We start from the raw sequence: 12,440 nt of genomic DNA, 5'->3' as shown, positions 1-12,440 counted from the left end.
GATACATTCGGAGGCCGCTCGCCTTTAAGCGTGTCTGCATTACCGTCGCACTAAACTTATGTCGAAGGAGGAAGTGAACGGTCCGCTCGCGGCAACAGATAGAGTCTCTGGCAAGACCGCTGTCGTTGTAGACAATGCACGCCGACGTTTCCATTCTGACGCGCGGGTGAGGCCCGGAAGTCTGGATTTGAAACCGAGGAATGAACTGAGCCGCCTCTAATCTGGCAGGGACCAAGACGCACCTGCAACCCGACGAGGGAGAAAAACGCAATACGAAGACCCAGCCTGATCTAACGGCAAATGTGGACGGAACTTTAGAGCCATCAACTGAAAGCCTTAAATGAAGCTTGCGGAGCAGCGTGAACGGAAGCGTGACCGGACGCCAGGTCAAAAACTATCAGACAACCACATCCAATTGATTTTTTAAGCTGGCGCTGAGTTTATTGGCTTTGTTAGATACATGTCACCGATCAAAGAAATGACAAGCAACTAACCAACCCATGCGCTGACATGCCGACCGCTTTCGCACAAACCGTCGAAGCCCACTTTGCCGACCTCACCCCCACGTCCAAGCGCATTGCCAGTTATATGCTGGCGAATCTCGAACGACTCGGACTGGAAACGGCTGATCAGATTGCGCAGCAGACGGCCACAACCGGTATTTCCGTGGGCCGGTTTCTGCGCAGCGTCGGCTATCGCAATCTCGACGACCTCAAGCGCGAGCTGCGCGGCGCACAAGCGCGCCCGTGGATGATTACCGACCGGCTCGACGAATACCGGCGTGTGTCCGGACAGTTCGGCAACGCGGCGCATAACGGCGAGAGCGGAGAAAACGGGGCCCTGGCCCACTCATTAGAACTCGAAATCGACGCGATCCAGCATGTGTACCAGTTGGCGCAATCGCCCATGTTCGCCCGTATCGCGGAGCGCATTTCCAATGCGGACGCCGTGTATATCCTCGGCATCCAGTCGACGCGCGGCATCAGCAACGCGTTCTACAGCTACCTCGAATATATCCGTGCGCGTGTGTTCTACTCCGACGGCATGTCGGGCTCATACGTCGATTCGCTGAACTCGGAGTTTGCCTCACCGTACCTCGTCATTACCGATACGCGCGCCTACTCGATGATCGCGCGCCGCTACTGTGAAGCCGCGACACGTCGTGGCGTGCCGTTCGCGCTGGTCACCGACATCTATTGCCCCTGGGCTCGCGAATTCGCCTGCGACCTGTTGCAGGTCAAAACCGATGTCGGCCAGTTCTGGGACTCTCTGGCGCCGCTCACCTGCCTGTTCAACCTGCTGATTAGCGCGATCGTCGCGCAACTGGGGTCCGCCATCGACGAACGCGTCGCACGCAATCGCGAGTTGCAAGGCGAATTCAACCAGTTCGATCTCTGAACCCTCTCACAACTGGCATCCCACCGCGTCCTCCATGACAAAACCGCGACTCATCGAAATCACCGCCGCCACGCATGGCGTGGACATCGACCTCGTCTATGCCACCGAGCGCAACCTGACCGGCAAGCCGATCTACAAGGAAGCTCACTGCCTGCTGCTCGAACCCGCCGAAGCCGGTTTGCGCAAGGCCGTTGAAATTGCCCGCGACGCCGGCCTGACCGTGCGGATTTTCGACGCGTACCGTCCGCCGCAGGCGCAACAGGTGCTGTGGGATTTCCTGCCCGATCCCACCTACATCGCAGAGCTTGGCCGTGGGTCGAACCATAGCCGCGGTACGGCGATCGACCTGACGCTGCTCGATGCCGGCGGCAATGAACTCGACATGGGCACGGGCTTCGACGCCATGACGATCGAGTCCGAACACTTCCATACCGGCCTGCCCGCGCACGTGCAGCGCAACCGCCTGTTATTGCTCGGCATCATGCACGCCGCCGGCTTCGCCCACATCAAGAGCGAATGGTGGCATTACGAGCTGCCTGGCTCCCGTGCGCTGCCGGTAATCGACAACAGCGAAAGCGGTCCGCTGCGTCTCATGTAGTGCCCTCGATTTCTCCATCCGTTGTTCCCTGACAGGCTCTACCCCATTCTTATGGAGCGGCAATGAAACTGGTATTGCGCAATGCTTTGACGGCGGCAGCGATCGCCTCCGCCTTGACCTTGTCGTTCGCAGCGGTCAGCCCCGCTACCGCGGCGACGCCGAAAGACATGTTCGTCATGGCGACGTTCCTCGACGAATTCACCACGCTCGATCCAGGCGAAATCTACGAGCTGGTGCCGGAAGAATATGTGGCGAATACGTATGACCGGCTGGTGCGGGTCGATCTGAAAGACCCGTCGAAGTTCAACGGCGATGTCGCGCAATCATGGACCGTGAGCCCCGACGGCCTGACCTTCACGTTCAAGATCCGTTCAGGTCTCAAGTTCCACTCGGGCAATCCGCTGAGCGCCGACGACGTGGCGTGGTCGATCCAGCGCACCGTGCTGCTCGACAAAGGCGCGGCGGCCGTGCTGCAAGGCATTGGCCTGACGAAAGACAATGTGCTCAACAACGTGAAGAAGGTTGACGATACAACCGTCAGTGTGACGACGGACCAGAAATACGCGCCGACGTTCGTGCTGAACGTACTCGGTGCGTGGCCCGCATCGGTGGTGGACAAGCAGTTGCTGCTCACGCACCAGAAAGGCAATGACCTCGGCAACGACTGGCTGCGCACGAACGAGGCCGGCTCCGGCGCCTACAAGCTCGTCAAATGGACCGCTAACGACAGCATCGTCCTGCAGCGCTTCGACGGCTATCGCGTACCGCTCGCCATGAAGCGTATCGTGTTGCGTCACGTGCCGGAAGCATCGAGCCAGCGCCTGCTGATCGAGAACGGCGACGTCGATGTGGCGCGCAACCTGAGTCCGGACGATCTCGTCGCCCTGACGAAATCCGGCAAGGCGCATGTGAGCGCAGTGCCGCAAGCCACGTTGCTGTACCTCGGCCTGAACGTCAAGAATCCGAACCTGGCCAAACCGGAAGTCCAGGAAGCGATGAAGTGGTTGATCGACTACAACGGCATTCAGAGCAACGTCGCGAAAACCACCTACAAGGTGCACGAAACGTTCCTCCCGGAAGGCTTTCTCGGCGCGCTGAACACCAACCCGTACCAGCAGAACGTCGCGAAGGCCAAGGCGCTGCTGGCAAAGGCTGGCCTCTCGAATGGCTTTTCCGTGACGATGGACGTGCGTAACGGCTACCCGTACAGCGAAATCGCCGAAGCCGTGCAGGCCAATCTCGCCCAGGGCGGCATCAAGGTTCAGATCATCCCCGGCGACAACAAGCAGACGCTCGCCAAGTACCGCTCGCGCTCGCACGACATCTACATTGGTGAATGGTCGGCGGACTACATCGACCCGCACAGCAATGCCCAGGGCTTTACCTGGAATCCCGACAATTCCGACAAGTCGGCCTATAAGATGCTCGCATGGCGCAACTCGTGGGACATTCCCGGCCTGACGAAGGAAGCCAACGCGGCGCTCGCCGAATCGTCGACAGCAAAGCGCGCCGAGTTGTACCAGACCATGCAGAAGCAGGTGCTCGCGAACTCACCCTTCGTGATCATGTTCCAGCAGGTCTCGCAGGTCGCGGCGCGACCGGGTGTGACGGGACTCGAGGTGGGTCCGATCAACGACCTCGTGTCGTATCGTGATCTGAAGAAGCAGTAACGTTGGCGGCGAAGGCGATACTGTCCAGGCTTCGCCTTCGACCCAGGAACTCATCATGTCGACTCCCCTCACGACTTTCGAGCGCATGCGCGCGCTTTCGGCTGAAAGCGCCAGCGTGCGCTGGACCTTGCGCCTCGTGCGCTGGCTCATCACGCTCGTGATCACCTTCACCGGGTTGCTGGCGGTCACGTTCGTGATCGGCCGCAAAATACCGATCGATCCGGTGCTGGCTATTCTCGGCGATCGCGCGTCGGCGACGGCCTACGCGACGGCGCGTCTGCAGCTCGGGCTCGACAAGCCGCTCGCCGTGCAGTTCCTGATCTATGTGCGCGATGTGCTGCATGGCAACTTCGGCATGTCGCTGCTAACCGCGCACCCTGTTATCGAAGACATCCAGCGTGTGTTTCCCGCGACGCTCGAACTCGCGACGCTGTCCACCATCATCGGCGTGCTGATCGGTGTGCCGCTGGGCGTGATCGCCGCCGTGCGCCACAATCGCTGGATCGATCACGTGGCGCGCTTCGTCGGCCTCGTCGGCAGTTCGGTTCCGGTGTTCTGGCTCGGGCTGATGGGCCTGCTGCTGTTCTATGCGAAGCTGCACTGGGTAGCGGGTCCGGGACGCGTCGATCCGGTATTCGACGGGATGGTCGATACGCACACGGGCAGCCTGCTCATCGATTCGCTCATGGCGGGCGAATGGGACGTGTTTTTCAATGCGTTCTCGCATATCGCGCTGCCTGCTGCCATTCTCGGCTACTACTCGGTCGCCTATCTGAGCCGCATGACGCGTTCGTTCATGCTCGAACAACTCAGCCAGGAGTACATCACCACGGCACGCGCGAAAGGCTTGCCCGAGCGCCGGGTGATCTGGCGCCACGCGTTCGGCAATATCGCCGTGCCGCTGCTGACCGTGATCGCCCTCACATACAGCTATCTGCTCGAAGGCTCGGTGCTCACCGAAATCGTCTTCGCGTGGCCGGGAATCGGATCGTATCTGACCGGCGCCCTGCTGAACGCCGATATGAACGCGGTGCTCGGCAGCACGCTCGTAATCGGCGTCACGTTCATCGCGCTCAACCTGCTGACCGACGCGCTTTATCGCGTGTTCGATCCGCGCGCCCGCTGATGTTCCGGAGGTCTCTTTCGTGCTTCCCCCAACCGATCAATCTACGCAACCGCAGGACTGGCCGATGAATGCCGCGCCCCGACGATGGAAAGACTGGCTGCTGAGCGACACACCCGCGTCGCGCAAGCAGGCCGCGCTCGGCCTCGCTTACCGGCGCTGGCGGCGCTTCGCGGGCAATCCGCTGTCGGTCTTCGGGCTGGTGATTCTGGCCTTGCTGATCGTCATCGCGGCAATCGGGCCGCTGATCGCGCCGCACGATCCGTTGCAACAAGTGCTCTCCGACCGCCTGCTGCCGCCCGGTTCGCCGTCTCACTGGTTCGGCACCGACCAGCTTGGCCGCGACATCCTCTCACGTCTTGTGTACGGCTCGCGCCTCACGCTGTCGATTGCGATTCTCGTTGTGGTGATCGTGGTTCCGGTGGGTCTGCTGATTGGCACCACGGCGGGCTTCTTTGGCGGCTGGGTCGACAACGTGCTGATGCGGATCACCGACGTAGCGCTAGCGTTTCCGAAGATCGTGCTCGCGCTCGCTTTCGCGGCCGCGCTGGGACCCGGTGTGATCAACGCGGTGATCGCCATTTCGATTACGGCCTGGCCGGCCTATGCACGCCTCGCGCGAGCGGAAACGCTCCGGCTCGTGCAGGCCGATTTCATTCACGTCGCGCGCTTGCAGGGCGCCTCGCGGATGCGCATCCTCCTGCGCTATATCATGCCGCTCTGCTCGTCGTCGGTGATCGTGCGCGCGACGCTCGATATGGCCGGCATCATTCTCACTGTCGCGGGTCTTGGATTCCTCGGCCTCGGCGCGCAACCGCCGAGCCCTGAATGGGGTTTCATGGTCGCGTCGGGCCGCAACGTGCTGCTCGATTCGTGGTGGGTGGCTACCATTCCAGGCTTTGCCATTCTGCTGGTGAGCCTCGCCTTCAACCTGCTCGGCGACGGTCTGCGAGACGTCTTCGATCCGCGCCATGGAGGCTGACATGCCAGCCGCGACGACCCAACCCCTGTGTGAAATCGACGACCTGCGAATCGGCTTTCGCGGTCACGACGGTGAATTGACCGAAGCAGTACGAGGCCTTTCGCTCACGCTGCAGCGCGGCGAGCGCCTTGGCATCGTCGGTGAATCCGGTTCGGGCAAATCGCTCACCGGGCGGGCGCTGCTCGGCCTGCTGCCGACCGCGGCGCAATGCCATGCGAAGGCGATGAAGTTCGACGGTCAGGATCTGCTAGCGATGTCGGTGCGCAAGCGCCGGCAACTATGCGGCCAGCAGATGGGCATGATCCTGCAAGATCCGAAATTCTCACTGAACCCGGTGATGACGGTCGCGCAACAGATGCGCGAAGCGTTCGAACTGCACGGTCCGAAGTTCAGCCGGCGCGAGATGCGCGAGAAGATTATCGAGGCGCTGGCCGCGGTGCATATCCGCCATCCGGAGCGTGTCGCGGACTCTTACCCGCACGAGTTGTCGGGTGGCATGGGGCAGCGTGTAATGATCGCCATGATGGTGTCGTCCGGACCGCGTCTGCTCATTGCCGACGAGCCGACCAGCGCGCTCGACGTGCTCGTCTCGATGCAGGTACTCGGAATTCTCGACGAGATGATCGATAAGCACGATACTGGCCTCATTTTTATCAGCCACGACCTGCCCCTCGTCATGTCGTTCTGCGACCGCGTCGTCGTAATGTTTGCGGGGCGTGTGGTGGAAACCTGCGCGGCGCGCGATCTCATCCACGCCCAGCATCCCTATACGCGCGCCCTCCTCGCGGCGAATCCACCGCTCGTCAATCCGCCCGATGAACTGCCCGTGCTGAAGCGGGACGCGGCATGGCTCACGCAACCGGCAGGAGAATCAGCATGATCGATGTCAACGCCCTGACGGTCCGCTTCAGGACCAAAACCGGTGATTTCGACGCAGTTCGCGAGGCGAGCTTTCATGTCGGCGAAGGAGAAGTGTTCGGGCTGGTCGGCGAATCGGGCTCCGGCAAGTCGACGATCCTGCGCGCGCTAACCGGCCTCGCGCCGGTCGCCGCCGGCCATATGAAAATCGGCTCACACGTGCTCGGCGAGAAAATCGACCGTTCCTTTCGACGCGACGTACAGATGGTCTTTCAGGATCCGTACGGCTCACTGCATCCGCGTTTCACGGTCGATCAGACCTTGCGCGAGCCGCTGACCATCAACGGCATCGACCGGCAGGAACAGCGCATTGTCGATGCGCTGCGCGAAGTCGGTTTGGGTCCGGCGTATCGTTTCCGCTATCCGCATCAATTGTCGGGAGGACAGCGGCAGCGCGTCGCGATTGCGCGGGCGCTGATTGTCGAACCGCGCGTGCTGCTGCTCGATGAACCGACATCCGCGCTCGACGTTTCCGTGCAAGCCGAAATCCTCAACTTGCTGCGACGGCTTCATCGCGAACGCAATCTGACCATGATTCTCGTGAGCCACAACCTCGCGGTGGTCGGCTTTCTCTGCTCGCGCGTCGCGGTCATGCGTAATGGCGAGATCGTCGAGCAGCGCGACATCGCCGCCATTCGCGCGCAGCAGGTCGAGCATGAGTACACGCGCAGCCTGCTGCTCGCGACGACGGGCTACCGGCGCGAGTCGGTTCGGGCTGCTGGGGCGGACACGCTGTTGTAAAAGTCAGCAGCGACGAGGAAGGGAGCATCTGAGGTTTTTTGTGCGCTTGTATATCAAAGTTGCTTTCGTGCGACGCACCGTGTGCGTGCAATGGCTCGTCTAACGGCCTGGCGATTCGGCTCCCAGCCTCATCCGCTACGGCGGTGTTGTAGGCGAGCGCATGAGGCGGAGCCATTACACGCGTCCCACTCAACCTGTGCAAGGCCCCACGACTCATGGCACCAGGTCCCTATGCCCGCCAGGATCAGTCCTCTTCTGACCACCGAGAAACGTCACGCTGCAACCGAACCGCGCAAGATTCTTTCGAGAAGACGCGGGGTATCGCGAATCAGATCGGCCATCAATTCGCTCGCCTTTTTGTGACGGATGAGTGATGCCGTCTGGCCTGCCGAGAATGACAGGTACTCATACCGCTTCTGCTCTAAAGCAGCTGCCTGAAGCTGTTTGATAAACCACGCTTCCACTGGATACGGCGGGATATTCAATCCGTTAACATGGATCTCGTCGATGAAATCACTCTGAATGTTTCTCGCGAGCCGCCCCGTAATTGCCCTCGACAGTTTTGTATTTTTCGCATGCGCAGAAAATAACGCTGCGCGATGCAGGTCACTCGCGTTCGACTCGTTACAAGCCAGGAATGCAGTTCCGATCTGGACACCTTGGGCACCGAGCGCGAACGCTGCTGCGATACCTCGAGCGTCTGCAATTCCGCCGGCGGCGACAACTGGTAGCTTTACATTGTCCACAACCTGCGGGATCAGAGACATGGCTCCCGAAAGCGAGTCTTCTGCAGACGTGCTGAACGAGCCACGATGACCGCCGGCCTCAAACGATGAAGCGATAATGCAGTCAACGTTAGCCGACTCAAGTGCCATCGCCTCCTCGATCGTGGTCGCAGTACCCATCATGGTGATCCCCCGCAAACGACATTGCTCCACCACCCATTCAGGCGGAACACCATACACGAAGCTGACCACCGGAGGGCACGCATCGAGCATTGCTTCCATTTGCTGGTCAGAATCGGGAATAAGCCTCTCCGCAAGCGCGGGCACTTCAAGTCCAAGATATTCGAAGTGCGGCGCAAGGATGTCGCGGACCTTTACGGCCATTACATCATCGAGTTCCGGAATGCTTCCGGGCGTTGAAACCCAGAGGTTGACTGAGAAAGGACGTTCAGTCACTTTCCGGATATGTCCGACGATTGTGCCAATCTCGTCGGCTTCTACGCTTTGCAAGCCGAAAGAACCAAGGCCGCCGGCGTTCGAAACCGCCGCCACGAGATCAACGGATGATCCGCCACCACCAAATGGCCCTTGAATAATTGGATATTCAATGTTCAAACGCTGGGAGATAGCTGTTGCGTTCCACATCCACGCTTCCCCTCATAGAAGAGTACGCACTCAGGCGCACAACAAAATCATGACCCGCAGAGATCGGATCTAACTCTTAAGGCGCGCCCCCTTGGGGCAATCGAGGTTCATCAATCGCCCATGGAAACACCGTCGCCAGCCTTGACCTCAATTGCGCGAACGCCAGGCGCTCTGTGCGCACGTTTAGACGGTCATCGGATTGGGCGTGCACGGATCGAGCCGGTACTTCCTCAGAGCGTCCGCCACGACCTTGCTTTCAATCGCTCTCTCATCGGCAAGCGCCTTCAAGGCCGCAACAGCGATCCAATACCGATCCAATTCGAAAAAATGGCGAAGTTTCTCTCGTGTATCGGAACCGCCGAAACCGTCAGCGCCAAGAACGACGAAGCGTTGTGGGATAAACGCCCGAATTTGCTCGGTCAGTGCCCGAATGTAGTCGGTAGACGCAATAACAGGCCCTTTGGAGTTCTTCAGCAACTTCTCGACGTGCGAAACCTTCTGCTCTTCGATCGGATGCAACAGATTCCAACGCTGCACTTTCACGCCCTTCACGCGCCAGCTCTGTAATGCCTGGTGCGCTCCACAGGTCAGCGACGACGCCCCAATCATTCTTCAACAGATCCGCTGCCGCGATCACTTCATTGAAAATCGTGCCTGCACCTATCAGTTGTACGCGCGGCGCGCTCTCGTCGGCTTCCGCCTTCCTGAACGAGTACATCCCCTTGATGATGTCGGCTACGACGCTGTCACCGGATGGAATGGCCGGATGCTCATAATTTTCGTTCATCACGGTGACGTAATAGAACACGTCTTCCTGCTCCGTTATCATTCGTCGCAAACCATCTTGCATGATGACGGCGGTTGTCAACGTACTTGTCGCGTCACTTCATGCGGACTGCTTTAGTTCTTCCGGCTGCATGCGCTCCGGATTGAGCCAGACTTCATCCTTCAATTTCCAGTTGCGCGTCGATCGGGACCAACGCCGTGGATTGCGCTGCCTGGCCTGTGCATAAACGGCCTCACGTTGCGCAAGCACTGCAGTCGCCACGCCGTTATGGCGCTGCACCGGCGTGACGAATTTCAGGCCGCTGTGTTTGTGCTCATGGTTGTACCAGCGCACAAACTGCTGCGTCCAGGCCCGTGCCTCATCCACGTTGCCGAACGGCTTGCGTGGGTAGTCGGGCCGGTACTTGCAGGTCCGGAACAGCGACTCCGCGTACGGGTTGTCGTTACTCACACGCGGCCGGCTAAACGAGGCCACGACCCCCAGGTTTTCCAGGGTGGCGAGCATCGTCGCACCCTTCATCGGGCTGCCGTTATCCGAGTGCAGCACCAGAGGACGTCCTGCCAGGCCCTCGGCCAGACTGGCACGCCGCATCAGCAACGCGGCCAGTTCCGCCGATTCGGCTTCATGCACTTCGTGAGCAACAATCTTGCGGCTGAACACGTCCAGCATCATGTACCAGTAGTAGTACTGGCCCTTGACCGCCGCCGGCATCCACGTGATGTCCCACGACCAGACCTGGTTCGGCGCCGTCGCACAATGACTGGTAACCACCCGGGCCGAGGGCTTGCGCGCACGACCCCGGTGGTGCTGCTGCGAAGCGCTGCGCAGCACGCGGTAAAAGCTCGATTCCGACGCGACATACACGCCGCGATCCGCCAGACTCGGCACGATCTGGCTGGGTGGCAGGCTGGCAAACTCCGCACAGTTTGCGACCTCCAGAATCTGCTGCCGTTCGGCCTCACTCAGTTTGTTTCGCGGCGGCGGCCGCCCGGTCATCGTGCGGCCATCGGCGAGCACCGCGTCGCCGTTACCCACCCAGCGCTGGAACGTGCGCAGGCTCAGGCCCAGCTCGTTGCAGGCCTGCTCCAGCCGGCAGCCTGACTGCGCCGCCTCGCGTATCAACGATACACATAACAGGCGATCCGGGACGTTGATCAATCGTCCTCTTTGTCTCCCCAGATCGCCTGGGCTTTTTTTCTCAGAATCAGCAGCGCAGCCGCTTCCGCCAGCGCCTTCTCCTTGCGCTGCAATTCCTTCTCGAGCTGCTGGATGCGCTTTTTGTCGTCCTTCGACTGCTGGCGCTGCTCGCGTGCCTGCTCCGTGGCATTCGCATTGGCCGAACGGCAAGCGGCCCGCCAGGCGGCTATCTGTTCTGGATAAAGACCCTTCCGGCGGCAATACTCGGCCAGCTCCGCTGCATTGAGCGGCGCGCTCTCCAGCACTACTGCAAACTTGTCCTCCGAAGACCATCCTTCGGGATTCTTCCCATCGCCAGGCACGACCAACCCTTGTCCTTTCGCCTGTCGGCGCCACGTGTACAACGTCTGTTCGGTAATTCCCGTTTCCCTGGCCAGCGCCGACACCAGCGCGTTTTCCGGCGGCATCATGCGCCGCACCAGCGCTTCTTTTCTTTCTGCTGAGTAGGCTTTCATTCACCCTGATTTTACCGCCCCCGGACCATGTCTATAGGAATCAGATAACACGACAAGTAGTCTGACGCCGGGGGATGACCGCGAGCTCGTAGCCAAATGTCGGGTCATAGCTGACACAATTGGGTACGCCCGACGCCCACAAAAGGGAATGGCCATCTTCGTGCTGCAGGCCTTCGCCGTTAAGCGTCGTGCGACCTGCCGTGCCGCCAAGCAGGAAGCCGCGTGAGCGCATGTACCGGCCGCCCATGCCAGATCGCCAATGCGTTGAAACCCAAACATCGAGTAAAAGATGTAGAACGGGATCATTATCTCGCCGTGTGTCGAATACGACGTAGCAGCCGCGATCCAGTCTGACATCCCTCCAGCTTCGTTTATTCCTTCCTGCAGAATCTGACCTGTTTCAGATTCACGATAGAACATCAACTGACCAGAGTCTTCAGGCTCATACTTCTGACCGTCCTGATTCCAGATACCAATCTGGCGGAATAAACCTTCCATGCCGAAAGTACGTGACTCGTCTGGCACGATTGGCACCACGCGCTTACCCAGTGCCTTATCTTTCAGAACGATGTTGAGGAAACGCACGAACGCCATTGTGGTGGACATTCCGCGTCCCTCGCCGCTTCCCTTTAAGAGGGCCTCGAAGGTACTCAATGCCGGAGTGGGTAAAGATTCAGCCTTTCTTCGACGCGATGGGAGATAGCCACCCAGGTCGTGACGACGAGCATGCATATACTTGTACTCCTTCGAGTGCTCGTCGAATGTAAGGATGTACTTCATGAACCTCGCTTGGTAGATCGACATGATGGGCCCAAGGCCCATCGACACAGTCGGGAATTGCCAGAAATCTGGCATGAGCCATGGATGCGGATACGATGGCATCCCTTGACCGCCCACTTCCTGCCGGAAATTCTCGAGTTGCGACTCCGTCAGACGGCCCTCAAGAAAGGCGCGCGAATACATCCCAGGCGACGAGTGACCCTGAAAGAAAAGCAGGTCGCCCCCGTGATCATCCGAAGCGGCATGCCAGAAATGATTAAAACCAACGTCATACAAGGTCGCTGCAGATGCGAACGAGGCAATGTGACCGCCCACGTTAGTCTCTTTTCCCGCTCGAAGCACCATCGCTATAGCATTCCAGCGAGTGTATGAGCGAATCGTATGCTCGATGGCCTGGTCGCCCGGAATCTTCTTTTGCATC

Annotated in this window: 9 protein-coding genes and 2 pseudogenes; 7 read left to right on the top strand and 4 right to left on the bottom strand. The window is 59.8% G+C overall.

What is annotated here, in order from left to right:
* Positions 1-510: 510 nt before the first annotated feature.
* The 7 genes from sapR (at position 511) to BLW71_RS34955 (ending at position 7,430) form a co-directional block, all read left to right on the top strand.
* Positions 511-1,398 (top strand): sap1 transcriptional regulator SapR, encoded by an 888-nt coding sequence (sapR, locus tag BLW71_RS34985; protein ID WP_091807843.1) that lies wholly within the window; start codon positions 511-513, stop codon positions 1,396-1,398.
* 34 nt (positions 1,399-1,432) lie between these two features.
* Positions 1,433-1,996 (top strand): D-alanyl-D-alanine dipeptidase, encoded by a 564-nt coding sequence (gene ddpX, locus BLW71_RS34980; RefSeq protein ID WP_091807841.1) that lies wholly within the window; start codon positions 1,433-1,435, stop codon positions 1,994-1,996.
* Between the two features lie 62 nt (positions 1,997-2,058).
* Positions 2,059-3,666 carry an ABC transporter substrate-binding protein gene (locus BLW71_RS34975; protein ID WP_091807839.1) on the top strand — a complete coding sequence of 536 codons (1,608 nt, stop codon included), beginning with the start codon at positions 2,059-2,061 and terminating at the stop codon, positions 3,664-3,666.
* Between the two features lie 55 nt (positions 3,667-3,721).
* Positions 3,722-4,792 carry an ABC transporter permease gene (locus BLW71_RS34970; protein ID WP_091807836.1) on the top strand — a complete coding sequence of 357 codons (1,071 nt, stop codon included), beginning with the start codon at positions 3,722-3,724 and terminating at the stop codon, positions 4,790-4,792.
* Between the two features lie 64 nt (positions 4,793-4,856).
* Positions 4,857-5,771 carry a nickel transporter permease gene (gene nikC / locus BLW71_RS34965; RefSeq protein ID WP_091807834.1) on the top strand — a complete coding sequence of 305 codons (915 nt, stop codon included), beginning with the start codon at positions 4,857-4,859 and terminating at the stop codon, positions 5,769-5,771.
* Between the two features lies 1 nt (position 5,772).
* On the top strand, positions 5,773-6,651 hold the full coding sequence (locus BLW71_RS34960; protein WP_091807832.1) for an ABC transporter ATP-binding protein: 879 nt from the start codon (positions 5,773-5,775) through the stop codon (positions 6,649-6,651).
* On the top strand, positions 6,648-7,430 hold the full coding sequence (locus tag BLW71_RS34955) for an ABC transporter ATP-binding protein (RefSeq protein ID WP_091807830.1): 783 nt from the start codon (positions 6,648-6,650) through the stop codon (positions 7,428-7,430). The genes BLW71_RS34960 and BLW71_RS34955 overlap by 4 nt, the downstream gene beginning before the upstream one ends.
* A gap of 272 nt (positions 7,431-7,702) precedes the next feature.
* Here the strand turns inward: BLW71_RS34955 and BLW71_RS34950 are convergent, their stop codons facing one another.
* The 4 genes and pseudogenes from BLW71_RS34950 to BLW71_RS34935 form a co-directional block, all read right to left on the bottom strand.
* Positions 7,703-8,800: an NAD(P)H-dependent flavin oxidoreductase gene (locus tag BLW71_RS34950; RefSeq protein ID WP_091807828.1), complete on the bottom strand. Its 1,098-nt coding sequence runs from the start codon at positions 8,798-8,800 to the stop codon at positions 7,703-7,705.
* 183 nt (positions 8,801-8,983) lie between these two features.
* Positions 8,984-9,662, bottom strand: a pseudogene (locus tag BLW71_RS34945) (transketolase-like TK C-terminal-containing protein); the annotation flags it as partial.
* 24 nt (positions 9,663-9,686) lie between these two features.
* Positions 9,687-11,239 (bottom strand): IS3 family transposase gene (locus BLW71_RS34940; protein ID WP_286161968.1). Its coding sequence is split into 2 segments (ribosomal slippage): positions 9,687-10,777 and positions 10,777-11,239, totalling 1,554 coding nucleotides; the frame shifts between segments, so codons are not numbered across the junction.
* A 73-nt stretch (positions 11,240-11,312) separates the two neighbouring features.
* A pseudogene (locus BLW71_RS34935) lies at positions 11,313-12,439 on the bottom strand (hypothetical protein); the annotation flags it as partial.
* Between the last annotated feature and the right edge of the window lies 1 nt (position 12,440).

Source organism: Burkholderia sp. WP9 (genome assembly GCF_900104795.1).
Lineage (GTDB): Bacteria > Pseudomonadota > Gammaproteobacteria > Burkholderiales > Burkholderiaceae > Paraburkholderia.
Note: the sequence above shows the minus strand (reverse complement) of the source record. Positions and strands in the feature narration are given on the sequence as shown.

What these genes read in the sequence shown, in the direction of transcription:
- sapR (WP_091807843.1), top strand. Translation starts at nt 511, where the DNA reads ATGCCGACCGCTTTCGCACAAACCGTCGAAGCCCACTTTGCCGACCTC.
- ddpX (WP_091807841.1), top strand. Translation starts at nt 1,433, where the DNA reads ATGACAAAACCGCGACTCATCGAAATCACCGCCGCCACGCATGGCGTG.
- BLW71_RS34975 (WP_091807839.1), top strand. Translation starts at nt 2,059, where the DNA reads ATGAAACTGGTATTGCGCAATGCTTTGACGGCGGCAGCGATCGCCTCC.
- BLW71_RS34970 (WP_091807836.1), top strand. Translation starts at nt 3,722, where the DNA reads ATGTCGACTCCCCTCACGACTTTCGAGCGCATGCGCGCGCTTTCGGCT.
- nikC (WP_091807834.1), top strand. Translation starts at nt 4,857, where the DNA reads ATGAATGCCGCGCCCCGACGATGGAAAGACTGGCTGCTGAGCGACACA.
- BLW71_RS34960 (WP_091807832.1), top strand. Translation starts at nt 5,773, where the DNA reads ATGCCAGCCGCGACGACCCAACCCCTGTGTGAAATCGACGACCTGCGA.
- BLW71_RS34955 (WP_091807830.1), top strand. Translation starts at nt 6,648, where the DNA reads ATGATCGATGTCAACGCCCTGACGGTCCGCTTCAGGACCAAAACCGGT.
- BLW71_RS34950 (WP_091807828.1), bottom strand. Translation starts at nt 8,800, where the DNA reads ATGTGGAACGCAACAGCTATCTCCCAGCGTTTGAACATTGAATATCCA.